Annotated in this window: 20 protein-coding genes, 1 pseudogene and 1 other annotated feature; of the genes and pseudogenes, 12 read left to right on the forward strand and 9 right to left on the reverse strand. The window is 56.0% G+C overall.

What is annotated here, in order from left to right:
* Positions 1–385 precede the first annotated feature (385 nt).
* The 7 genes from RTM13_RS06910 to acrA form a co-directional block, all read right to left on the reverse strand.
* Positions 386–1,087 (reverse strand): GNAT family protein, encoded by a 702-nt coding sequence (locus RTM13_RS06910; protein WP_312211214.1) that lies wholly within the window; start codon positions 1,085–1,087, stop codon positions 386–388.
* Entirely contained in the window at positions 1,084–1,578 is a 495-nt protein-coding gene (locus RTM13_RS06915; protein ID WP_312211215.1) for a YlaC family protein, read from the reverse strand. The genes RTM13_RS06910 and RTM13_RS06915 overlap by 4 nt, the downstream gene beginning before the upstream one ends.
* A gap of 103 nt (positions 1,579–1,681) precedes the next feature.
* The gene (gene maa / locus RTM13_RS06920) at positions 1,682–2,248 is read right to left on the reverse strand and encodes a maltose O-acetyltransferase (protein ID WP_312211216.1); all 567 of its coding nucleotides are present in this window, start codon (positions 2,246–2,248) and stop codon (positions 1,682–1,684) included.
* A 181-nt stretch (positions 2,249–2,429) separates the two neighbouring features.
* Positions 2,430–2,648, reverse strand: coding sequence for an HHA domain-containing protein (locus RTM13_RS06925; RefSeq protein ID WP_042391642.1), 219 nt, complete (start codon positions 2,646–2,648; stop codon positions 2,430–2,432).
* 27 nt (positions 2,649–2,675) lie between these two features.
* Positions 2,676–3,050 carry an Hha toxicity modulator TomB gene (gene tomB, locus RTM13_RS06930; RefSeq protein WP_042391644.1) on the reverse strand — a complete coding sequence of 125 codons (375 nt, stop codon included), beginning with the start codon at positions 3,048–3,050 and terminating at the stop codon, positions 2,676–2,678.
* Between the two features lie 435 nt (positions 3,051–3,485).
* Positions 3,486–6,635, reverse strand: coding sequence for a multidrug efflux RND transporter permease subunit AcrB (gene acrB / locus RTM13_RS06935; RefSeq protein WP_312211218.1), 3,150 nt, complete (start codon positions 6,633–6,635; stop codon positions 3,486–3,488).
* A 22-nt stretch (positions 6,636–6,657) separates the two neighbouring features.
* Positions 6,658–7,863 carry a multidrug efflux RND transporter periplasmic adaptor subunit AcrA gene (acrA, locus tag RTM13_RS06940; protein WP_312211219.1) on the reverse strand — a complete coding sequence of 402 codons (1,206 nt, stop codon included), beginning with the start codon at positions 7,861–7,863 and terminating at the stop codon, positions 6,658–6,660.
* A 142-nt stretch (positions 7,864–8,005) separates the two neighbouring features.
* On the opposite strand from acrA, the gene acrR reads away from it, so the two are divergent.
* Positions 8,006–8,659, forward strand: coding sequence for a multidrug efflux transporter transcriptional repressor AcrR (gene acrR, locus RTM13_RS06945; protein ID WP_312211221.1), 654 nt, complete (start codon positions 8,006–8,008; stop codon positions 8,657–8,659).
* A gap of 133 nt (positions 8,660–8,792) precedes the next feature.
* Positions 8,793–12,143 carry a mechanosensitive channel MscK gene (mscK, locus tag RTM13_RS06950; protein ID WP_312211223.1) on the forward strand — a complete coding sequence of 1,117 codons (3,351 nt, stop codon included), beginning with the start codon at positions 8,793–8,795 and terminating at the stop codon, positions 12,141–12,143.
* A 7-nt stretch (positions 12,144–12,150) separates the two neighbouring features.
* Here the strand turns inward: mscK and rsmS are convergent, their stop codons facing one another.
* Both rsmS and priC read right to left on the reverse strand, forming a co-directional pair.
* On the reverse strand, positions 12,151–12,309 hold the full coding sequence (gene rsmS, locus RTM13_RS06955) for a pleiotropic regulatory protein RsmS (protein WP_312211225.1): 159 nt from the start codon (positions 12,307–12,309) through the stop codon (positions 12,151–12,153).
* A gap of 18 nt (positions 12,310–12,327) precedes the next feature.
* Positions 12,328–12,855, reverse strand: a complete 528-nt coding sequence (gene priC, locus RTM13_RS06960) for a primosomal replication protein N'' (RefSeq protein WP_312211227.1) — start codon at positions 12,853–12,855, stop codon at positions 12,328–12,330.
* A gap of 66 nt (positions 12,856–12,921) precedes the next feature.
* On the opposite strand from priC, the gene RTM13_RS06965 reads away from it, so the two are divergent.
* The 10 genes and pseudogenes from RTM13_RS06965 (at position 12,922) to RTM13_RS07010 (ending at position 22,810) form a co-directional block, all read left to right on the forward strand.
* A complete protein-coding gene (locus RTM13_RS06965) occupies positions 12,922–13,311 on the forward strand; it encodes a DUF454 family protein (RefSeq protein WP_312211229.1) in 390 nt (129 codons plus the stop codon).
* Positions 13,312–13,459: 148 nt separating this feature from the next.
* A complete protein-coding gene (apt, locus tag RTM13_RS06970) occupies positions 13,460–14,011 on the forward strand; it encodes an adenine phosphoribosyltransferase (protein WP_103821514.1) in 552 nt (183 codons plus the stop codon).
* A gap of 94 nt (positions 14,012–14,105) precedes the next feature.
* The gene (gene dnaX / locus RTM13_RS06975) at positions 14,106–16,037 is read left to right on the forward strand and encodes a DNA polymerase III subunit gamma/tau (protein ID WP_312211230.1); all 1,932 of its coding nucleotides are present in this window, start codon (positions 14,106–14,108) and stop codon (positions 16,035–16,037) included.
* Positions 15,367–15,434: a sequence feature (DnaX frameshifting element), on the forward strand. Its footprint overlaps the gene before it by 68 nt.
* 53 nt (positions 16,038–16,090) lie before the next feature.
* Positions 16,091–16,423, forward strand: a complete 333-nt coding sequence (locus tag RTM13_RS06980) for a YbaB/EbfC family nucleoid-associated protein (RefSeq protein WP_042391656.1) — start codon at positions 16,091–16,093, stop codon at positions 16,421–16,423.
* Positions 16,424–16,642: 219 nt separating this feature from the next.
* Positions 16,643–16,804 (forward strand): annotated as a pseudogene (locus tag RTM13_RS06985) (transcriptional regulator); the annotation flags it as partial.
* A gap of 82 nt (positions 16,805–16,886) precedes the next feature.
* Complete coding sequence (gene recR / locus RTM13_RS06990) at positions 16,887–17,495, forward strand: recombination mediator RecR (RefSeq protein WP_312211232.1); 609 nt, start codon at positions 16,887–16,889, stop codon at positions 17,493–17,495.
* Between the two features lie 97 nt (positions 17,496–17,592).
* Entirely contained in the window at positions 17,593–19,467 is a 1,875-nt protein-coding gene (gene htpG / locus RTM13_RS06995; RefSeq protein WP_312211234.1) for a molecular chaperone HtpG, read from the forward strand.
* A 201-nt stretch (positions 19,468–19,668) separates the two neighbouring features.
* Positions 19,669–20,313, forward strand: a complete 645-nt coding sequence (gene adk / locus RTM13_RS07000; RefSeq protein ID WP_312211235.1) for an adenylate kinase — start codon at positions 19,669–19,671, stop codon at positions 20,311–20,313.
* Between the two features lie 165 nt (positions 20,314–20,478).
* Positions 20,479–21,441, forward strand: coding sequence for a ferrochelatase (hemH, locus tag RTM13_RS07005; protein ID WP_312211237.1), 963 nt, complete (start codon positions 20,479–20,481; stop codon positions 21,439–21,441).
* Between the two features lie 64 nt (positions 21,442–21,505).
* Positions 21,506–22,810, forward strand: coding sequence for an inosine/guanosine kinase (locus RTM13_RS07010; protein ID WP_312211238.1), 1,305 nt, complete (start codon positions 21,506–21,508; stop codon positions 22,808–22,810).
* The last annotated feature ends 348 nt before the right edge of the window (positions 22,811–23,158 follow it).

Raw genomic sequence — 23,158 nt, forward strand, 5'->3', positions numbered from 1 at the left:
CTCGGTACTCAAGTACACACCCTTCGCGATATAGACTTTTTGATGCGTGGCCTTACTTCCATTGCGTTTTAAAACAGGACGTTCTAACGCGCAACCCAAACAACATACAACGGGGCCTTACATCATCGCGATTACGTTCACACCCTGCGATTGTAGAGACTGACTACGTGGCCTTAAAGCGTCATCGGGTAGGCTTGCAACATATTTACGCTACGCCGACTCTCCCATACAACAATACTTCGTGGCCTTTATCGCATTCATATCTTACTGCCTAACAGCGCTCTCAATAAGCAACGCTGTTATCTATAAATGTAATACTTTTTTTTGGAATGTCAATTCAGATTGAAAACGCGGTTTGGTAGCCGTTTCGTTGATAATCAACGCGCTACGTCCGCAGTGAGGCCAGGGATTGGCGCTGCTTGCCATCGGAATTGAAATTGTCCGGGGCGAGCCAGCGCTGCATGGCGGCGTCAACCTCTGGCCACTCACCGTCAATGATGGAGAACCAGTCGGTATCGCGGTTGTGGCCCTTTACGACTAACGCCTGACGAAAGCGGCCCTCATACTGGAAGCCCAGGCGCAGCGCGGCCTGGCGAGAGGGTTCATTAAGGCTGTTACATTTCCACTCGTAGCGGCGGTAGCCGAGCGTCGCAAAGGCGTAGCGCATCAACAGCCACTGGGCCTCGGTCGAGGCGGGGGTACGGCTCAGCAAGGGAGAGAAGTGGACGTGGCCGACTTCGATGACGCCGTTGCTGGCGTCAATTCGCATCAGCGCAAGGGTGCCTACCGGCCTGTCGGTTTGCGTATCAATGACTGCAAAGTGGAGCGGATCCGACAGTGTCTCTACGCTCTCAACCCATGCCGCATACTGTTCTATGCTCTCTTCCGGCTCGCGCGCCAGCCAGGTCCAGCTGCGCCCATCGCCGCTTAGCTGATACGCGGCAAAGAGCGCATCGGCATGGGAGCGCGTCAGCGGTTCAAGGCGGCAGTAGCGTCCGTGCAGAACAACACGCTGCGGCAGCGGGCGAGGTTGCCAGCCGGGAAGGGCATCGCCAACCGGCTGTCCGTAGTGATTATAGTGGCTCAAGAAGCGACTTGTGGCTGGGCGTGCGGCCCGGCTTTAGGCTTTGTCAGCGAGTAGACGTCGTAGAACGAAAGCTCGCCTTTTTTCTGCACCATCTGCTGCAGCTGGCTCTTCTGTGCTGCCTCTACCTCTGGCGACTGCATTATGGCGTCGATCAGCTCCTGCGGCACAAAGCGCGTGTTGTACCACTCACCGTTATAGCAGACGCGGAAATCGAGCACGTCGATATCCTCATAGCGGTAGCGCGGATAGACGTCAAAGAAGAAGAAGCCGTTCAGCAGGGCGAAAAGCACTACCAGCAGCCAGACAGAGCCGGCCAACGTTTCAGACTGGAGCATCACCGCCAGGGTAGCAAACCAGCCAACGTACATGCCGATAAAGAGCCAGGGATGGTTGCGGATAAAGCTAATGCTGAAGCGTGGCCGATTGTCACGCTTCTCGCGAATATTTAGCTCATTAATAGTTTGGGTAAGCAGTCGCTCTATTTCTGTCATTTTTTACCTTTGGGGATCGGACAAAACGCAGGTGAAACAGCCTATTTTACGATCCGCAGCGGTGAGAGAAAAGTAACAGCCTGGCGACAAAAAAGCATAACAGTTATGCCGAGGCCGACGGCAGCTTTTTAATGATCCGCGCCGGATTACCCGCTACGACGACGTCGTCGGGAATATCCCGAATAACCACGCTGCCGGAGCCAATCACCACGTTGTTACCAATGGTCACGCCCGGGTTTATCACTGCCCGACCACCGATCCAGACGTTATGGCCAATAGTCACGGGGGCGCCAAACTCTAATCCGCTATTCCGTTCGGTCGCATCAAGCGGATGGGTGGCGGTGTAGATATGCACACCAGGAGCAAGCATGCAGTTATCGCCAATATGTATCGGGCAAACATCCAGCATCACGCAGTCAAAGTTGGCATAAAAATCGTTGCCGAGAAAAATATTGTAGCCGTAGTCGCAGCGAAAGCTTGGCTCAATGTAGGCATTGCCGCTTTTGCCCAGCAGCTCCGCAAGCAGGGCGCGCCGTTCGCTCTTCTCGGTCGGGCCAGAGTGATTATACGTATGCAGCAGCTCCCTGGCACGCAGGCGATCTGCCCGTAATGTTTCATCGCCAGATCGGTAGAGTTGACCGGCAATCATTTTCTGCTTTTCTGTACTCATGGCTATCTCACTGTTAAACATAACAGGAGCATCCTGGAGTGAGATAGCCTGAAAGAGTATAGCGTTGGCTATAGTATGTGAAATAGATCACACTACTTCAAGAGACAAAAGCCCAACCTTGAGATTCATCAAAACGTGTCTGATAAAGGCGGCGGGGAATCGCTATAAAACCGTGGGTGGACTAGCGAACAAATTTCCACACGGAGGAGGGGATTTTGTCATAAAGCTTATTCATTGTCAGTTCAGCCAGACGGTGATCCGCTGCGGAATAAAAGACGGTCAGCTCATTGTCAGAAAGTTCGTATTTATTTTTTTCAATCACGCGTTCCAGCGTGTCAATTGTCTGACAGCGCCGCAAGCGCATCAAATAATCTACTTTTGTTAATGGTTTATCAGACATAAATTCACCTATGTATTTGTAATAATTTTAACAGGACAAGCTAACAGGGTTAGCCTTGCTCACATTAACGAAACAGCGAAACAGTCGGTTGCCGGATTTGCGCCATTTCTGCAAGTCTTCTGTACTAATGCCATAGCTACTGAACAGCATAAACGTGTCGTCCAAGTATTCGTCAATCTGGGCAATCAGTTTATTATCTTCATTGTACTTAATTTTATAATTAAGTGCGAAGGTCGCAATATGCTCAATCAGCTCGTTCAACTGCAAATTGATTGCTGACGTGGGATCGTTAACCCAGCCATGATGGCTTTCTTCAAGGTTGGAGAGGCAATCATGGTACAACGTTTCGCAAAGAAATTTCAGTTGCGCGACATCATGCCTTTTTGGCGAGTATTCGTCCATAACGTATCCCCTTCTAAGTGGCTTTTTTTTCACATGGAACACCGTTTCGGGATGGATACCTCCTTGAGGTCGGCGTGTAAGCTGCTCTTGCGCCTCAATTTAACTATAAGTCACTCTGAAAAAGATTTCCTTGAGCGATTACGAAAAATTACAATTATCATGTTTTGCTTTCGTTCACCCTCGGCTAAAGGGGTGAGCCTTAACTCTCTTTCTGCTGCTTACTAAGAATATTCTTACATAAAAGTCTGTTTACTATTAATTAAGAATATCTTCACTTCTTAAGATAATCCTTTAAGCCTTAAGAATTATGCGACTTATATTTGTTACAGAAAATAACCAAATAAACAATAAGCCGTCGTGATGATTTTCCGGCGAGAAATGAAAAAGGCCGCTTACGCGGCCTTTGATTCATAACTCTCTGAGATTCAGAGCAGATTAGTGATGTTCAACGGCATGGCTGTGTTCAACATCTTCTGATTTGCGGCTAAAGCGGCGGCGTACCACCACAAAGAACACCGGAACAAAGAAGACGGCCAGCACGGTTGCAGTCACCATCCCGCCCATAACGCCCGTACCTACGGCGTTCTGAGCACCGGAGCCTGCGCCAGTACTGATAACCAGCGGCATAACACCGAGGATGAATGCCAGCGAGGTCATCAGAATTGGACGCAGACGCATACGTACCGCCTCCAGCGTCGCTTCGATCAGCCCTTTGCCCTCTTTCTCCATCAGGTCCTTGGCGAATTCGACGATAAGTATCGCGTTCTTCGCCGACAGGCCAATGGTGGTCAGCAGGCCCACCTGGAAGTAAACGTCGTTACCCAGCCCGCGGAAGGTCGCTGCCAGCAGCGCACCGATGACCCCCAGCGGAACAACCAGCATGACCGAGAACGGAATCGACCAGCTCTCGTACAGCGCCGCCAGACAGAGGAAGACCACGATCAGCGAGATAGCGTACAGGGCAGGGGCCTGGTTACCAGAGAGACGTTCCTGATAGGACATGCCCGTCCAGTCGTAGCCCACACCCGCAGGCAGCGTGCCCGCCAGCTGCTCCATCAGATCCATCGCTTCACCGGTACTCTTGCCTGCACCCGCTTCACCCAGGATCTCCATCGATGGCAGACCGTTATAGCGCTCCAGACGCGGAGAGCCATACTCCCAGTGCGACGTAGAGAACGCCGAGAACGGCACCATCTGGCCATCGCTGCCGCGCACGTACCAGTTATTGATATCGTTTGGCAGCATACGGTACTTAGCCTGTGACATCACGTATACCTTCTTCACGCGACCGCGGTCGATGAAGTCGTTTACGTAGCTACCGCCCCAGGCCGTACCCAGCGTGGTATTGATGTCGCTGATGGAGACACCCAGCGCCTGCGCTTTCTCCTGATCGATATCGATCTTGAACTGCGGCGTATCTTCCAGGCCGTTAGGACGTACGCCCACCAGCATGTCAGGGTGTTTCGCCACCTCGCCGAGCAGCTGGTTACGCGCCTGCATTAGCTTGTCATGGCCAAGGTTGCCCTGGTCAATCAACTGGAAGTCGAAGCCGGTTGCCGTACCCAGTTCAACGATCGCCGGCAGGTTAAAGGCGAAGACCATCGCATCTTTAATCTGCGAGAAGTGTCCGCTGGCGCGGCCCGTAATGGCCGGAACCTTGTTCTCTTCCCCTGCACGCTCATCCCAGTTTTTCAGGGAGACGAATGCAATACCGGTGTTCTGCCCACGACCTGAGAAGCCAAAGCCGTTAACGCTAAACACGGAGTTGACGTTCGCTTTCTCTTCTTTCAGGTAGTAGTCCGTTACCTCATCGAGCACCTTCTGCGTACGCTCCTGGGTTGCCCCCGCAGGCAGCTGCGCCATGGTGAGGAATACGCCCTGATCTTCATCTGGCAGGAACGAGGTTGGCAGACGGACAAACAGGAACGCCATGCCCGCAACGATAATGATATAGAGCAGCAGATAACGACCGGTGCTGCGCAGAATATTCCCTACGCTGTCGGTGTAGTGGTGCGTGCTCTTATCAAACATGCGGTTAAACCAGCCGAAGAAGCCTTTTTTGCCTTCGCCGTGGTCGCCTTTAGCGATCGGCTTCAGCATGGTGGCACAGAGGGCTGGCGTCAGGATCAGCGCCACGATCACCGACAGCACCATCGCCGAAACGATAGTAATCGAGAACTGGCGATAGATCGCACCGGTGGAGCCGCCGAAGAAGGCCATCGGGATAAATACCGCTGACAGCACCAGGGCAATACCCACCAGCGCGCCCTGAATCTGGTCCATCGATTTCCGCGTCGCCTCTTTGGGCGGCAGCCCCTCTTCAGCCATGACACGTTCGACGTTCTCTACTACCACGATGGCGTCATCCACCAGCAGGCCGATGGCCAGCACCATACCAAACATGGTAAGGGTGTTTATCGAGTAGCCGAAAGCATTAAGGATCGCGAAGGTCCCCAGCAGTACCACCGGAACGGCAATCGTTGGGATCAGCGTTGCACGGAAGTTTTGCAGGAACAGGTACATCACCAGGAACACCAGCACGATCGCTTCGACCAGCGTTTTCACCACTTCGTTAATCGAGATTTTAACAAACGGAGTCGTATCGTACGGATAAACCACCTCAAGACCCGCCGGGAAGGTCGGCTTCAGGGACTCAATGGTCGCGCGTACTGCCTCTGCGGTATCCAGGGCGTTTGCGCCGGTTGCCAGCTTGATCCCGAGACCCGACGCCGGCTGACCGTTGTACTTAGCGATAACGTCATAGTTCTCACCGCCCAGCTCAATCTCTGCCACGTCGCGCAGGCGAACCTGGGAGCCGTCCTGGTTCACTTTCAGCAGAATTTTACCGAACTCTTCCGTGGAGGTGAGACGGGTCTGGGCAATGATCGAGGCGTTAAGCTGCTGACCTTTCACCGGTGGCGTACCGCCGAGCTGGCCCGCAGCGACCTGGGCGTTCTGCGCTTTAATCGCATTAATCACGTCAACCGGAGTAAGCTGGAAGTTGTTCAGCTTGTTCGGATCCATCCAGATACGCATCGCATACTGAGCACCGAACAGCTGTACGTCACCCACGCCCGCGGTACGGCTAACCGGATCTTTCACCGTCGCGCCCACGTAGTCGGCGATATCTTCCTGGGTCATCGAGCCATCGGTGTTGATCATCCCCAGCACCATCAGGAAGCTGCTGGAGGATTTCTCAACGCTGACGCCCTGCTGCTGTACTTCCTGCGGCAGCAGCGGCATGGCCAGCTGCAGTTTGTTCTGCACCTGAACCTGCGCGATGTCCGCATCGGTACCGGAGTTAAAGGTCAGCGTGATCTGCACCGTGCCCGACGAGTCGCTGGTGGAGGACATGTAGAGCAGGCCATCGATACCGTTCATATTCTGTTCGATAACCTGCGTCACGGTATCCTGCACCGTTTTCGCATCTGCGCCAGGGTAGGTAGCTGAGACCGTCACTGCCGGTGGCGCAATCGAAGGATACTGCGCTATCGGCAAGTTGAGGATCGAGAGCGCCCCCGCCAGCATGATAATGATCGCGATAACCCAAGCAAAAATGGGGCGATCGATAAAAAACTTAGACATGTCTTAACGGCTCCTGTTTAAGTTAAGACTTCGTTTGTTCTGACTGCGCGCCGGCTGCAGCTTGCTCTTTATTGTCAGAAGCCTGATCGGTATTCACTTCCTGCACTTTTACCTGCGCGCCTGGTCGGACTTTCTGCAGGCCGGTGACAATCACGCGATCGCCATCTTTCAGACCGCCGGTAACCAGCCACTTATCGCCAATCGCCTGTGAAGTCTGTACCTGGCGGGTTTCAACCTTGTCGCCTTCGCCTACAACCATGGCGGAAGCTTCACCGCGCGGTGTGCGGGTGATGCCCTGCTGCGGAACCAGCAGCGCGTTCGGGTTCAGACCCTCTTCCAGACGGGCGCGCACGAACATGCCCGGCAGCAGAGTCTGATCCGGGTTAGGGACGATAGCACGCAGGGTAATGGAGCCGGTGGTCTCATCAACCGTGACGTCAGAGAACTCCAGCGTACCGGTCTGCGGGAAAGTTGCGCCGTCGTTGGTAAGCAGCTCGACTTTCGCTTTACCGTTCTCCTGCTTCAGGGTGCCTTTCTCCAGCTCCTGCTTCAGACGCAGGTAATCATTGCTGGACTGGGTCACATCCACATAGATCGGATCGAGCTGCTGCACGGTCGCCAGAGCATTAGTCTGGCCGGTCTGCACCAGGGCACCCTCGGTTACCGACGATTTACCAATGCGGCCGCTGATAGGGGAAATCACTTTGGTATAGGCCAGGTTGATGCGTGCGGTCTCAACGGCGGCTTTGGCGGCCACGACTGAGGCATTCGCCTGCTGCGCTTCGGCCTGAGCGTTATCGAAATCCTGCTGGCTGATGTACTTGGTGCCAATCAGACTCTGGTAGCGTTTGAGGGTTACCTGAGCAATATTTGCGGCAGCCTGGGCGCGGGCTAAATCGCCTTTCGCGCTCTCATAAGAGGCTTGATAGGTCGCTGGATCGATCTGATAAAGCGAGACACCCGCTTCGACATCGCTGCCCTCGGTGAAGTTACGTTTTAAGATGATACCGCTGACCTGCGGTCTGACTTCAGCAACGCGATAGGCGCTGGTGCGGCCTGGCAGTTCAGTGGTCATCTGCAGAGGTTCGGATTTAAGTGTCACAATCCCAACTTCTGGCGCTTGCTGTGCTCCTTGTTGAGCCGGTTTATCATCACATCCTGTTAGCGCTAAGCTGCCCGAAAGCATCAGAACGGCCGCCAGAGGGGTAAATCCTCTGTTTTTGTTCATAGGTAAACCTCGAGTGTCCGATTTCAAATTGTTCAGTGGATCAAGCGCCCACAAACCCATTGCTGCGTTTATATTATCGTCATGCTATGGTACATACATTCATAAATGTATGTAAATCTGACTACCATAAAATCACCAACATATGGCACGAAAAACCAAACAACAGGCCCAGGAGACGCGTCAGCATATTTTAGATGTTGCTATGCGGCTGTTTTCAGCGCACGGCGTATCCAAAACGTCTCTTGCAGACATTGCGCAGGCAGCGGGTGTCACGCGTGGCGCAATTTATTGGCACTTCAAAAATAAGTCAGATTTATTTGGTGAAATTTGGCAGCTGTCAGAGTCCAGTATTGGCGATCTCGAGCTTGAGTATCAGGCAAAATTTCCTGATGATCCACTCTCCGTGTTGCGCGAAATTTTGGTCTATATCCTTGAAGCAACGGTAGTCGAAGAGCGCCGCCGTTTAATGATGGAAATTATTTTCCACAAGTGTGAGTTTGTCGGCGAAATGACCATTGTGCAACAGGCACAGCGTAATTTATGCCTCGAAAGTTACGATCGTATTGAACAGACGCTCAGCCACTGCATCAAAGCAAAAATGCTGCCCGCGAATCTGCTCACCCGCCGGGCGGCTATTCTGATGCGCAGCTATATTTCCGGCATTATGGAGAACTGGCTCTTCTCGCCACAAACGTTTGATCTTAAAAAAGAAGCCCGCGACTACGTTGCCATCCTGCTGGAGATGTTCCAGCTCTGCCCAACCATGCGCGCAAAGTCTGACGCGCTCTGCGCCTAATTTACCTTTACTGTGCCAGGAAATATCCTGGAGGCTATGCGCATTGCTATGTTGTCCCAGACGGGCGTGATATTCTCTGCGCGTGGCCAGTCCCGGCCCGCTTTCCCGTAAAGAAACCATTCATCTAAAAATTATGCTGCACTTCATACGCTCGCAAAATCCGCTATCCGCTTTTGCTCTGATGCTGGTGCTTGTCGCAAGCCTGTTTTCGACGGCTTCGCATGCCCGTGCCAGTACCGATCTGCCCGGCCGGGCAGAGGTGCAAAGCCAGCTTGATGCGCTAAATAAGCAAAAAGATCACACCCCACAGGATAAGCTCGTCATTGACGATCTGACGCAAACCCTGGACACCCTCGACAAGCTCGAGCGGGTCAAACAGGAGACCACCCAGCTTCGTCAAAAGGTTGCCCAGGCACCGGATAAGATGCGCGAGGCGACGGACGGGCTAAATGCGCTGAGCGATAAAGACAACGATGACGAAACGCGCAAAACGCTGGCAACGCTGTCGCTGCGCCAGCTGGAGTCGCGAGTCTCGCAGTTGTTGGACGATCTCCAGACCGCGCAGAACGATCTGGCGACCTATAACAGCCAGCTGGTGGCGCTGCAAACTCAGCCAGAGCGGGTACAGAATGCCATGTACACCGCCTCGCAGCAGCTGCAGCAGATCCGTAACCGCCTGAACGGCACCGGAGCAGGGGAGGGTGCCTTGCGTCCAACCCAGCAGACGCTGCTGCTGGCCCAGCAGGCGCTGCTGAATGCCGAGATTGACCAGCTGCGTAAAAGCCTTGAGGGCAACACCACCCTGCAGGATACGCTACAAAAGCAGCGCGACTACGTGACGGCCAACAGCAACCGTCTGGAGCATCAGCTTCAGCTCTTGCAGGAGGCGGTCAACAGCAAACGCCTCACGCTGACCGAAAAAACGGCCCAGGAGGCAGTTACGCCGGATGAGACCGCGCGTATCCAGGCCAATCCGCTGGTGAAACAGGAGCTGGATCTCAACCACCAGCTCAGCCAGCGGCTGATTGATGCCACGGAAAACGGCAACGCGCTAGTACAGCAGAATATCAAAGTTAAAAACTGGCTCGATCGCGCCCTGCAGTCCGAACGCAATATCAAAGAGCAGATCTCGGTGCTGAAGGGGAGCCTGCTGCTGTCGCGCATTCTCTATCAGCAGCAGCAGACGTTGCCCTCCGCCGACGAGCTGGCGGATATGACCAACCGCATCGCCGACCTGCGTCTTGAGCAGTTTGAGATCAACCAGCAGCGCGATGCCCTGTTCCAGAGCGACGCCTTTGTTGGCAAGCTGGAAGAGGGGCACGAGAGTGAGGTGAACGGTGAGGTGCACGATGCGCTGCTGCAGGTAGTCGATATGCGCCGAGAGCTGCTCGATCAGCTCAACAAGCAGCTCGGCAACCAGCTGATGATGGCGATTAACCTACAGGTTAACCAGCAGCAGCTGATGAGCGTCTCTAAAAGCCTGCAAGAGGTGCTGACCCAGCAGATCTTCTGGGTAAACAGCAATAAACCGATGGACTGGGAGTGGGTGAAAGCCTTCCCGCAGGCGGTTAAAGAGCAGTTCCGTACCATGAAGATCACCGTGAACTGGGAGAAAGCCTGGCCTGCGGTGGCGATTGCGTTTCTGGCCGGGCTGCCGCTGCTGCTGATTGCGGGCCTGATCCGCTGGCGTCTACGTTGGCTGAAGCAGTACCAGGCCCGGCTGGCGGACGAGGTGGGCCAGCTGCGTAACGACAGCCAGGGGCACACGCCGAAGGCGATCCTTATCGACCTGATCCGCGCTCTGCCGGTCTGCCTGCTGATCCTCGCGGTGGGGCTGATCCTGCTTACCATGCAGCTTAACATTAGCGAGCTGCTGTGGGCCTTCAGTAAAAAGCTGGCGCTCTTCTGGCTGGTATTCGGCCTGTGCTGGAAGGTGCTGGAGAAAGACGGCGTCGCGGTGACCCACTTCTCTATGCCTGCGGAGCTGACCAGCCACTGGCGTCGCCAGATTGTGCGCGTCAGCCTGGCATTGCTGCCGCTGCACTTCTGGTCGGTGGTCTCCGAGCTGTCGCCGCTGCATCTGATGGACGATGTCACCGGGCAGATTGTGATCTTCCTGAACCTGCTGGTGATTGGCGCCCTGATGTGGCCGATGTGCCGCGACAGCTGGCGCGATAAGGAGTCACATGCTCTGCGCCTGCTGACCGTCACTGTGCTCTCCATCGTGCCGCTGGCGCTGATGGTGCTGACCGCTACAGGCTACTTCTACACCACGCTGCGCCTCTCCGGCCGCTGGATTGAGACCGTCTATCTGGTGATTATCTGGAACCTGCTCTACCAGACGGTGCTGCGCGGACTGAGCGTGGCGGCGCGGCGCATCGCCTACCGCCGTGCGCTCGCCCGTCGGCAGAACCTGGTGAAAGAGGGGGCTGAAGGCGCGGAGCCGCAGGAGGAGCCGACCATCGCTCTTGAGCAGGTTAACCAGCAGACGCTGCGTATTACCATGCTGGTGATGGTGGCGCTGTTTGGTGTTGTCTTCTGGGCAATCTGGTCGGATCTGATCACCGTCTTTGCCTACCTCGACAGCATTACGCTCTGGCACTACAACGGTATGGAAGCGGGGGCCAGCGTGGTGAAAAGCGTCACCATGGGTAGCCTGCTGTTTGCGATTATCGCGGCGATGGTGGCCTGGGCGCTGATCCGCAACCTGCCGGGTCTGCTGGAGGTGCTGGTGCTCTCGCGCCTGAAGATGCGCCAGGGTGCCTCCTACGCCATTACCACCATTCTCAACTATGTGATTATCGCCGCCGGGGCGATGACGGTATTCGGTTCGCTGGGTGTATCGTGGGATAAACTTCAGTGGCTGGCGGCTGCGCTGTCGGTCGGTCTCGGTTTCGGCTTACAGGAGATTTTCGGTAACTTTGTTGCCGGTATTATCATCCTGTTCGAACGCCCGGTACGCATCGGCGATACGGTAACCATCGGTACCTTCTCCGGGACGGTCAACAAGATCCGCATCCGTGCCACTACCATTACCGACTTTGACCGCAAAGAGGTGATCATTCCGAACAAGGCCTTCGTAACCGAGCGCCTGATCAACTGGTCGCTCTCCGATACTATCACCCGCGTGGTGGTACGGCTCGGGGTGGCCTACGGCTCCGATCTCGATAAGGTGAAGGAGGTGCTGCTGAAGGCTGCGATGGATCATCCGAAGGTGATGCACGATCCGGAACCGGCGGTCTTCTTTACGACCTTTGGCCCGAGCACGCTGGATCACGAGCTGCGCCTTTACGTGCGCGAGCTGCGGGATCGCAGCTATACCGTGGATGAATTGAACCGCACCATTGACCGACTGTGTCGGGAAAATGGCATCGACATTGCGTTTAACCAGCTGGAAGTGCACCTGCGCAATGCGAAAGGTGAGGAGCTGACCGAAGTGAAGCGCGACCTGAACGGCGACGATCCAATACCTTCCATCGCCTGATGCAGTTCTAAGAACGTCTATCCTGAAGCGGGACTTTTTTCTCAAAGTCCCGCTTTACTATCTCCAGCGCCTTCAGCACCGTCTCCGGCGCGATAGCGTGCTCCTCCAGCAGCATAATCAGATCTACCGCCAGCTTGACCTCTTCCGGCGCATTTTCCAGCGACATATTTACTCCTGTTATTCTCTAGCGCGTTAATCGGGCCAGTACGTTCTCAATTCGCGCCAGCGCATGGCGGCAGCGTGCCAGCCTACCCTCCAGCGCCACCACTTCTCGCTGTAAATTTTGCTGCTCCTCAAAACCGGTGGCCCTGGCGAGCAGCAGCTCGCGAGCCTGTTTCATCTCCTGCAGGCGACGCTCATACTGCTGATGCTGTAGCCGCTGGCGCTGCCACTTGGTCACCGTCGGCGAGGCGCTATCCCACTGCCGTAGCGACCATGTGGCCGTCTCCCGGTTAAGGGCGGCGAGCTGCGACGAGAGATGCTCCGCCAGCCAGGCCACCTGCGGCAGCTGCCCGGCATTAACCGCGTGGCGCAGCGCGGCCAGATTATGGTCGGCCTCGTCAAGGCAGGCACGCATTAATGTGCTGCGAGTCTGGAACAGATGGCGGTCAAAGCGTGCGCTAACGGTGGCGTGGTGGGCCAGCGGCGCGGCCCGCTCGCGCAGGGAGGCGAGCTGTTTCTCCAGCGAATCTAAAAGCAAAACCGTTTTCAACAATCTTTCCCCTGTATTCATCGGGGCTATGTTACATTAGCCAAAAAGCCCGATAACGATCCCATTATGCAACGTACTCTGTTAATTATCACCGGCTGGCTGGCGGTTGCGCTCGGCACGCTCGGCGTGGTGTTGCCGGTACTGCCTACAACGCCCTTTATTCTGTTAGCCGCCTGGTGCTTTGCCCGCTCCTCACCGCGATTTCACGCCTGGCTGCTCTATCGCTCCTGGTTTGGTAGCTATCTTCGCCACTGGCAGCAGTATCGCGCCATGCCCCCCGGCGCAAAACCTCGAGCAATCGCGGTTATCTTATTGACGTTCGCGATCTCATTATGGCTGGTTAAGCTGATGTGGGTACGTTTTCTGCTGCTGGCGATCCTCGCCTGCCTGCTAATATTTATGTGGCGCATTCCGGTAGTGGATGAGGTTGTTGATGAAAAGCAACAAAAGCAGTGAAGCGCACTCAAGCTTATTGCATTTGTCCCGTTCTGCCAGTACATTCGACCGTTTTCGAGCACGGGCACGTTTGGTTAAATGTTAAACAGTAGTTACATGACCCGCAAAGCGTGCAGTGAGTATGACCGTTTCTAGCAGGCAAAAATCCATGACAGCAACTGCGCAGCAGCTTGAGTATTTAAAAGACAGCATTAAAAGCATTCAGGACTATCCGAAACCGGGGATCCTGTTCCGGGATGTCACCAGTTTGCTGGAAGATCCGAAAGCGTATGCTCTTAGCATTGAACTGCTGGTCGCGCGTTTCAAAGACGCAGGCATTACCAAAGTGGTCGGTACCGAAGCCCGTGGCTTCCTGTTTGGCGCGCCGGTAGCCCTGGCGCTGGGCGTCGGCTTTGTGCCGGTGCGTAAGCCGCGTAAGCTGCCGCGTGAAACCATTGCCGAGAGCTACGAGCTGGAGTACGGCACCGACCAGTTAGAGATCCACGTCGATGCCATCAAGCCGGGCGATAAAGTGCTGGTGGTGGACGATCTGCTGGCGACCGGCGGCACCATCGAAGCGACCGTTAAGCTGATCCGCCGCCTGGGTGGTGAAGTCACCGACGCTGCCTTTATTATCAACCTGTTTGATATCGGCGGCGAAGAGCGTCTCGCGAAGCAGGGTATCACCTGCTACAGCCTGGTCCCGTTCCCGGGCCACTGATCGCCATCCGTCAGTACATAGTCTCGCTGTTAGGGCGAGGCTGTGGTAGCATTGCCCCTCGTATATCCACCTTCCAGCGTTCCAGAGCCTGCCCATGAGTTATCAGGTCTTAGCCCGTAAGTGGCGACCACAAACTTTTGCTGACGTCGTCGGTCAGGAGCATGTGCTGACTGCACTGGCGAACGGCTTATCGTTAGGACGCATTCACCATGCGTATCTCTTTTCCGGCACCCGCGGCGTCGGAAAGACCTCTATTGCCCGTTTGCTGGCGAAGGGGCTGAACTGCGAGACCGGCATCACCGCAACGCCGTGCGGCGTGTGCGACAACTGTCGCGAAATCGAGCAGGGGCGCTTTGTTGATCTCATTGAGATCGACGCCGCCTCGCGTACCAAAGTTGAGGATACCCGCGACCTGCTGGATAACGTCCAGTACGCCCCGGCCCGTGGCCGCTTCAAAGTCTACCTGATAGACGAAGTGCATATGCTGTCGCGCCACAGCTTCAACGCCCTGCTGAAGACGCTCGAAGAGCCGCCAGCGCATGTGAAGTTCCTGCTGGCTACTACCGATCCGCAGAAGCTGCCGGTGACCATCCTCTCCCGCTGCTTACAGTTTCATCTCAAGGCGCTGGACGTGGAGCAGATCCGCCAGCAGCTTGAGCATATCCTCGACGAAGAGAAGATCCATCACGAGCCGCGCGCATTGCAGCTGCTGGCGCGTGCCGCCGATGGTAGCCTGCGTGACGCCCTCAGCCTGACCGATCAGGCGATAGCCAGCGGCGACGGCCAGCTTACCGCCCAGGCGGTGAGCCAGATGCTCGGCACGCTGGACGACGATCAGGCGCTGTCGCTGATTGAGGCGCTGGTGGAGGCCAACGGCGAGCGCGTAATGTCGCTGGTCAATGAGGCCGCTGCCCGTGGCGTGGAGTGGGAGGCGCTGCTGGTTGAGATGCAGACTCTGCTGCACCGTATTGCGATGGTGCAGCTCTCGCCCTCCGCGCTCGGCAGCGATATGGCGGCTATTGAGCAGCGCCTGCGCGAGCTGGCGCGCACCGTGCCGCCGGGCGACGTCCAGCTCTACTACCAGACCATGCTGATTGGCCGCAAAGAGCTGCCGTTCGCACCTGACAGGCGGATGGGTATCGAGATGACCCTGCTGCGTGCGCTGGCGTTCCATCCGCGTATGCCGTTGCCGGAGCCGAGCGTGCCGACCCAGGACTTCTCTCCTGTGGCACCCACGGCGGTGTTAACCCCGGAGCAGGTGCCGCCATCACCGCCCCCCGCGCCGCCGCGTAGCGATGCGCCGCTGTCGGACACCACCAGCCAGGTGCTGGCCGCCCGCAGCCAGCTGCAGCGTGCCCAGGGAGCGACCAAAGCAAAAAAGAGTGAACCGGCAGCGGCAACAACCCGCACGCGGCCGGTGAATAACGCTGCGCTTGAGCGGCTGGCATCGGTTACCGAGCGCGTCCAGGCGCGTCCGGCCGCCGCCACCCAGCAGCAAGCGCCGGTAAAAAAAGAGGCCTACCGCTGGAAGACCACCCTGGTTACCGAAGAGGTGAAAGAGGTAGTCGCCACGCCGAAGGCGCTGAAGAAAGCCCTTGAGCATGAGCGGACGCCGGAGCTGGCGCAAAAGCTGGCCGAAGAGGCCATCACCCGCGATCCGTGGGCGGCAGAGGTGAGTCGGCTTAGTTTGCCTAAACTGGTTGAACAGGTGGCGCTTAACGCGTGGAGAGAGCAGGAGGGGAGCCGGATCTGCCTGCACCTGCGCACCACCCAGCGGCACCTTAACTCCCCCGGTACGCTAAAAGTTTTAGGTGAGGCACTTAACACCCTGTACGGTTCAGCGGTTGAAGTGTCTATCATTGAAGATGATAATCCCGCGATGCGCACTCCGCTGGAGTGGCGTCAGGCGATTTACGAAGAGATGCTTGCGCAGGCGCGCGAGTCGATTATTGCGGATAGCAACATCCAGACCCTGCAACGATTCTTCGATGCGGATCTGGATGAAGAGAGCATTCGCCCTATTTGATCGTGAGTTTGACTTACGATTGTCATTTTTAACGTGAATGAAGAGAGAAGCCTATGTTTGGTGGTAAAGGCGGTCTGGGTAACCTGATGAAACAGGCCCAGCAGATGCAAGAGAAGATGCAGCAGATGCAGGAAGAGATTGCGAAGCTGGAAGTGACCGGTGAATCCGGTGCCGGTCTGGTGAAGGTCACCATCAACGGTGCGCACAACTGCCGTCGCGTGGAGATCGACCCAAGCCTGCTGGAAGACGACAAAGATATGCTGGAAGATCTCGTTGCTGCGGCCTTCAACGATGCGGCGCGCCGTATCGAAGAGACCCAGAAAGAGAAGATGGCAGGCGTATCCTCCGGTATGCAGCTGCCGCCGGGCTTTAAGATGCCATTCTAATGGCTTTGCGCAGCTAGCCATTATCAGCGCTACGCGATCTCAAACGATCCTGTCAGCAAGGCAGATCTTGAGAGTGAGCGTAGCGCATCATAAGTGAATCAAAATTAGCTCGTTTTAACTACTTTCATCAACTCTGCCCATTCCCTGCGTTGTCTTTATAAACAGCCTGAATAAATATGATGTGATCGACGCGAAAGCAGCTGAACCAGGGAAAGCATTATGCAAATTAAATTAATCGAAACCGAGCAGGATTATGAGGCAGCTTTAAGTGTTGTTGCCCCGATGTTTGATCAGGAACCTTCCATAAATACACCTGAAGGTGATTTCTTTGAGGCCATATGTCTGCTCATAGAAGAGTATGAAAAAAAACATTATCCTTTAAACATCTAATTCATACCTTTGAAATTAACTTAATTTAAGTGATTGATATGTTTAATTTTAAATACTGTAAGGGGCCGTTCTAATGCAGACCAGTCCGCTGCTGACGCAGCTTATGGAAGCCCTGCGCTGCCTGCCGGGCGTTGGCCCGAAATCGGCGCAGCGCATGGCCTTTACGCTTCTGCAGCGCGATCGCAGCGGCGGGATGCGCCTTGCCCAGGCCCTGACGCGGGCGATGTCGGAGATTGGCCACTGCGCCGACTGCCGTACCTTCACCGAGCAGGAGGTGTGTAACATCTGCTCGAACCCGCGTCGCCAGGAGAACGGTCAGATCTGCGTGGTGGAGAGTCCAGCGGACATCTACGCCATTGAGCAGACCGGGCAGTTCTCCGGCCGCTACTTCGTGCTGATGGGGCACCTGTCACCCCTCGACGGTATCGGCCCGAACGATATCGGTCTTGACCGGCTGGAGCAGCGGCTGGAGCGTGAGCAGTTAAAAGAGGTGATCCTCGCCACCAACCCCACGGTGGAAGGGGAGGCGACCGCCAACTACATCGCCGAGCTGTGCGGGCAGTATGGCGTTGATGCCAGCCGCATCGCCCACGGTGTGCCGATGGGCGGCGAGCTGGAGATGGTCGACGGCACGACGCTCTCCCATTCGCTGGCCGGACGCCACAAGATCCGCATTTCGTGAAAAAAACGGGGGCATTTTTCTGCCCCCGCTTGAAATCCTTTCGCCATATCCCCATCTTCCCCTCAACACCAAATGGCATTGTTGAGGTATTTTTTCGATGAAAGGACAAGAAACACGCGGCTTCCAGTCAGAAGTAAAACAGCTTCTGCATCTGATGATCCATTCTCTCTACTCCAACAAAGAGATCTTCCTGCGTGAGCTTATCTCTAACGCCTCGGATGCGGCAGACAAGCTGCGTTTCCGTGCGTTGTCAAAACCCGAGCTGTACGAGGGTGACGGTGAGCTACGCGTGCGCGTCTCCTTTGATAAAGAGAAGCGTACTCTGACCATTGCCGACAACGGTATTGGTATGAACCGCGACGAAGTGATTGACCATCTGGGTACGATTGCTAAATCCGGTACTAAAGCATTTTTACAGTCGATGGGCTCCGACCAGGCGAAAGATAGCCAGCTGATCGGCCAGTTCGGCGTCGGCTTCTATTCGGCTTTTATCGTTGCCGATAAAGTCACCGTGCGCACCCGAGCCGCGGGCGACAGCGCTGAGAACGGCGTGTTCTGGGAATCCGCAGGCGAGGGTGACTACACCGTTGCCGATATCACCAAAGAGGACCGCGGGACTGAGATCACCCTGTACCTGCGCGAAGGCGAGGATGACTTCCTCAACGACTGGCGCGTGCGCTCGATCATCAGCAAATACTCCGACCATATCGCGCTGCCGGTAGAGATCGAGAAGCACGAAGAGCAGGATGGCGAAACCGTCATCAGCTGGGAGAAGATCAACAAGGCCCAGGCGCTGTGGACACGCAGCAAGTCCGAAATCAGCGACGACGAATACAAAGAGTTTTACAAGCATATCGCCCACGACTTTACCGATCCGCTGGCCTGGAGCCACAACCGCGTAGAGGGCAAGCAGGAGTACACCAGCCTGCTCTACATTCCGGCCCAGGCACCGTGGGATATGTGGAACCGCGATCACAAGCATGGCCTGAAGCTCTACGTGCAGCGCGTCTTCATCATGGACGAGGCCGAGCAGTTCATGCCGAACTACCTGCGCTTTGTGCGCGGCCTGATTGATTCCAACGATCTGCCGCTGAACGTCTCCCGTGAGATCCTGCAGGACAGCTCCGTCACCCGCAACCTGCGTAGTGCCCTGACCAAGCGCGCATTGCAGATGCTCGATAAGCTGGCGAAGGATGATGCCGAGAAGTACCAGGGCTTCTGGAAACAGTTTGGCCTGGCGCTGAAAGAGGGTCCGGCGGAAGATAGCGCCAACATGGAAGCGATCGCCAAACTGCTGCGCTTCGCCTCTACCCACACCGACTCTTCCGAGCAGACGGTGGCGCTGGCGGACTACGTCTCCCGCATGAAAGAGGGCCAGGAGAAGATCTACTACATCACCGCCGACAGCTACGCCGCCGCGAAGAGCAGCCCGCATCTTGAACTGCTGCGTAAGAAAGGCATTGAAGTGCTGCTGCTCTCCGATCGCATCGACGAGTGGATGATGAGCTATCTCACCGAGTTCGACGGCAAATCCTTCCAGTCCGTGGCGAAAGCCGATGAGTCGCTGGATAAGCTGAACGACGAGGTAGACGAGAGCGCGAAAGAGGCCGAAAAAGCCCTGGAGCCGTTCGTTGAACGCGTGAAAACCCTGCTGGGCGAGCGCGTAAAAGAGGTACGCTTTACCCACCGCTTGACCGATACGCCGGCGATCGTCACTACCGACAACGACGAGATGAGCACCCAGATGGCGAAGCTGTTTGCCGCTGCGGGCCAGGCCGTGCCAGAAGTGAAGTACATCTTTGAGCTTAACCCGGACCACGTTCTGGTGAAACGCACTGCGGATATCCAGGACGAGGCGCAGTTTAAAGCATGGGTTGAGCTGCTGCTGGATCAGGCCCTGTTTGCCGAGCGCGGCACGCTGGAGGATCCTAACCAGTTTATCCGCCGCATGAACCAGCTGCTGGTTTCTTAACCTCTCTGTGCACCGTTCCCTCTTACCCCCCTGGTAGGAGGGAACGATTCAGCTGCTCAACTTCCCGCCGAACCCGCCTGCATAAGCCTCGCTTCCTTGTGGTGATACTGACTTTAGTGGTATGGTTTTCGCTTCAAACAACGTTGTATACCTGTCATTAATCATCTGGGTATAAAAATTTAAACGTAGAGGAATTACGCAATGCGTATCATTTTGCTCGGCGCTCCGGGCGCAGGTAAAGGCACTCAGGCTCAGTTCATCATGGAGAAATACGGTATTCCGCAGATCTCCACCGGTGACATGCTGCGCGCCGCGGTTAAATCTGGCAGCGAGCTGGGCAAACAGGCAAAAGACATCATGGATGCTGGCAAGCTGGTGACTGACGAGCTGGTTATCGCGCTGGTAAAAGAGCGTATCGCCCAGGAAGATTGCCGCAACGGCTTTCTGCTGGACGGTTTCCCGCGCACCATTCCTCAGGCTGATGCGATGAAGGAAGCGGGTATCAACGTTGACTACGTGCTGGAGTTCGATGTGCCGGACGATCTGATCGTCGATCGCATTGTGGGCCGTCGCGTGCACGCTGCCTCTGGCCGCGTCTACCACATCAAATACAATCCGCCGAAGGTGGAAGGTAAAGACGACGTGACCGGCGAAGAGCTGAGCACCCGTAAAGACGATCAGGAAGAGACCGTGCGTAAGCGCCTGGTGGAGTACCATCAGCTGACCGCGCCGCTGATCGGCTACTATCAGAAAGAGGCCGAAGCCGGCAACACTAAATACGCGAAGGTTGATGGCACCCAAGCCGTCAGCGCCGTTCGCGCCGAGTTGGAAACCATTCTCGGTTAAGAAATCCCGGTTAAGCCTGCTCTTCCCCGGTGCCTGCGCCGGGGATGTTCTTCCCCCGTTTTTCCCCAAGCTTTTCCCTTTCGCAGCAATGGGTTTCGTTTACGCCCGTTTCAGTTACAATTCTCACAGGTAACTTTCTCAGGCTTAAATGAATATGAGGCGCGAATGAGTCACGCGAAAACCGGCATTCTGCTGGCGAATCTGGGCACACCCGATGCTCCTACCCCCGCAGCGGTCAAACGCTATCTCCGCCAGTTTTTAAGCGATCGTCGCGTAGTGGATACCCCGCGTCTGCTGTGGTGGCCGCTGCTGCGCGGTGTGATCCTGCCGATTCGTTCTCCACGCGTGGCCAAGCTTTACCAATCCGTCTGGATGGAGGAAGGCTCACCGCTGATGGTCTACAGCCGTCGCCAACAGCAGGCGCTGGCCGCCCGGCTGGACGACGTGCCGGTATCGTTGGGCATGAGCTATGGCTCACCCTCGCTGGAGAGCGCGGTCGACGATCTGCTCTCTCAGGGCGTAGAGCACATTGTGGTTCTGCCCCTCTACCCGCAATACTCCTGCTCGACCGTGGCCGCGGTCTGGGACGAGCTAGGGCGCATTCTGCAACGCAAACGCAGCATCCCCGGCATCTCGCTGATCCGCGACTATGCCGATAACCCGGCCTACATTGAGGCGCTGGCTAACAGCGTACGCGCCTCCTTTGCCCGCCACGGCGAGCCGGATCTGCTTCTGCTCTCCTATCACGGCATTCCCCAGCGCTATGCGGAAGAGGGGGATGTCTATCCCCAGCGCTGCCGCGATACCACCCGTGAGCTGGTTTCCGCTCTTGGCGTGTCGCCGGAGAAGGTGATGATGACCTTCCAGTCGCGCTTTGGCCGCGAGCCGTGGCTGACGCCTTACACCGATGAGACGCTGAAGATGCTTGGTGAGAAGGGCGTAAAGCATATTCAGGTCATCTGTCCGGGCTTTTCCGCTGACTGTCTGGAGACCCTGGAGGAGATTGCGGTGCAGAACCGGGAATTTTTCCTCGAAGCGGGCGGTGAGAAATATGAATATATTCCAGCGCTTAATGATTCCGCCGATCATATCAATATGATGCTGGACTTGACGGCCCCCTACCGCTAATCGCGCCCGGTGCCGGGAGTGTGCTACCATTCCCGGCCCAATTGGTAATTCGTAATATACGCGCATGAAATTTCCCGGTAAACGCAAATCCAAACACTATTTCCCTGTTAACGCCCGCGATCCGCTGTTGCAGCAAATCCAGCCGGAGAGCGATACCAGCCCCTCCTGGGTGGTCGGCATCGATCAGACGCTGGTGGATATTGAAGCGAAGGTGGACGATGCGTTTATCGAGCGCTATGCCCTCAGCGCCGGACACTCGCTGATCATCAGCGACGAGGCTGCTGACGCCCTTTACAAAGAGCTGGTTCGCGACAATCTCATCACCCACCAGTTTGCCGGCGGCACCATCGGCAACACTATGCACAACTACTCCGTGCTGGCGGATGACCGCTCGGTGCTGCTGGGCGTCATGTGCAGCAACGTGGAGATCGGCAGCTACGCCTACCGCTACCTCTGCAACACCTCCAGCCGTACCGATCTTAACTACCTTCAGGGCGTTGACGGCCCGATTGGCCGCTGCTTTACGCTGATCGGCGAGGCGGGGGAGCGTACCTTCGCCATTAGCCCCGGCTATATGAACCAGCTGCGTCCGGAGAGCATTCCCGAGTCGGTGATTGCCGGAGCCTCCGCGATAGTGCTCTCTTCCTATCTGGTGCGCTGCAAGCCCGGCGAGCCGATGCGTGAGGCGACCATGAAGGCGGTGGAGTATGCTAAAAAGCACAACGTACCGGTGGTACTGACCCTCGGCACTAAATATGTCATAGCCGATAACCCGGCGTGGTGGCGCGACTTCCTGAAAGAGAACGTCTCTATCCTGGCAATGAACGAGGAGGAGGCCGAGGCGCTGACCGGGCTGAGCGATCCGCTGCTGGCCTGCGACAGGGCGCTGGACTGGGTTGACCTTGTCCTCTGCACCGCCGGTCCGGTGGGGCTGTACATGGCAGGCTTTACCGAGGAGTCGGCGAAGCGTAAGACGCAGCATCCGCTGCTGCCGGGGGCCATTGCCGAGTTTAACCAGTATGAGTTTAGCCGGGCGATGCGTCACCAGGACTGTGAACAGCCGCTGCGTATCTTCTCCCATATTGCACCGTACATGGGCGGGCCGGAGAAGATCATGAATACCAACGGCGCGGGCGATGGCGCACTGGCCGCGCTACTGCACGATATCACGGCCAATAATTTCCACCGCAGCAACGTCCCCAACTCCAGCAAGCACAACTATGCCTGGCTGACCTACTCGTCGCTGGCTCAGGTGTGTAAATATGCTAACCGCGTTAGCTACCAGGTACTAAACCAGCACTCGCCGCGCCTGACGCGCGGCCTGCCGGAGCGGGAAGATAGCCTGGAAGAGGCCTACTGGGAGCGCTAATCGTTAATAAATAGCCCGCCGATGGCGGGCTAGAATTTTTCGGCTGAAGTACAAAATCTTATTAAGAGAAAACGTAAAGAAATGAAAAAGCGCCAAAAATAAAACATAAGTTATGCCACAATAAGTAAGTGTTTAACTACCGAGGACAATTTTTCATCCACACTGAGGAAAAGCAACAACGTGGATAAGTTGTAAAACTATGAACAAGATGTTCGCACCCATGACTATTAACCGCCTCTGCCTTCACACCTTATCCCACTGTTCGATCTGCGACCAGCATTGGCGCTCTGCGCTATAGATCCGTTCTCTCCTTTACTCACAATTTAATTTTACTCTGCTGACACGCTT

This window comes from Pseudescherichia sp., from assembly GCF_031979925.1.
In the GTDB taxonomy this organism is placed as follows: Bacteria; Pseudomonadota; Gammaproteobacteria; order Enterobacterales; family Enterobacteriaceae; genus Pseudescherichia.

Bases quoted from the DNA above. Each gene is read 5' to 3' on its own strand.
- RTM13_RS06980 (WP_042391656.1), top strand. From the start codon at position 16,091: ATGTTTGGTGGTAAAGGCGGTCTGGGTAACCTGATGAAACAGGCCCAG.
- mscK (WP_312211223.1), top strand. From the start codon at position 8,793: ATGCTGCACTTCATACGCTCGCAAAATCCGCTATCCGCTTTTGCTCTG.
- htpG (WP_312211234.1), top strand. From the start codon at position 17,593: ATGAAAGGACAAGAAACACGCGGCTTCCAGTCAGAAGTAAAACAGCTT.
- acrB (WP_312211218.1), bottom strand. From the start codon at position 6,635: ATGTCTAAGTTTTTTATCGATCGCCCCATTTTTGCTTGGGTTATCGCG.
- recR (WP_312211232.1), top strand. From the start codon at position 16,887: ATGCAGACCAGTCCGCTGCTGACGCAGCTTATGGAAGCCCTGCGCTGC.
- RTM13_RS07010 (WP_312211238.1), top strand. From the start codon at position 21,506: ATGAAATTTCCCGGTAAACGCAAATCCAAACACTATTTCCCTGTTAAC.
- tomB (WP_042391644.1), bottom strand. From the start codon at position 3,050: ATGGACGAATACTCGCCAAAAAGGCATGATGTCGCGCAACTGAAATTT.
- rsmS (WP_312211225.1), bottom strand. From the start codon at position 12,309: ATGTCGCTGGAAAATGCGCCGGAAGAGGTCAAGCTGGCGGTAGATCTG.
- RTM13_RS06915 (WP_312211215.1), bottom strand. From the start codon at position 1,578: ATGACAGAAATAGAGCGACTGCTTACCCAAACTATTAATGAGCTAAAT.
- acrA (WP_312211219.1), bottom strand. From the start codon at position 7,863: ATGAACAAAAACAGAGGATTTACCCCTCTGGCGGCCGTTCTGATGCTT.
- dnaX (WP_312211230.1), top strand. From the start codon at position 14,106: ATGAGTTATCAGGTCTTAGCCCGTAAGTGGCGACCACAAACTTTTGCT.
- hemH (WP_312211237.1), top strand. From the start codon at position 20,479: ATGAGTCACGCGAAAACCGGCATTCTGCTGGCGAATCTGGGCACACCC.
- adk (WP_312211235.1), top strand. From the start codon at position 19,669: ATGCGTATCATTTTGCTCGGCGCTCCGGGCGCAGGTAAAGGCACTCAG.
- RTM13_RS06925 (WP_042391642.1), bottom strand. From the start codon at position 2,648: ATGTCTGATAAACCATTAACAAAAGTAGATTATTTGATGCGCTTGCGG.
- apt (WP_103821514.1), top strand. From the start codon at position 13,460: ATGACAGCAACTGCGCAGCAGCTTGAGTATTTAAAAGACAGCATTAAA.
- maa (WP_312211216.1), bottom strand. From the start codon at position 2,248: ATGAGTACAGAAAAGCAGAAAATGATTGCCGGTCAACTCTACCGATCT.
- RTM13_RS06965 (WP_312211229.1), top strand. From the start codon at position 12,922: ATGCAACGTACTCTGTTAATTATCACCGGCTGGCTGGCGGTTGCGCTC.
- acrR (WP_312211221.1), top strand. From the start codon at position 8,006: ATGGCACGAAAAACCAAACAACAGGCCCAGGAGACGCGTCAGCATATT.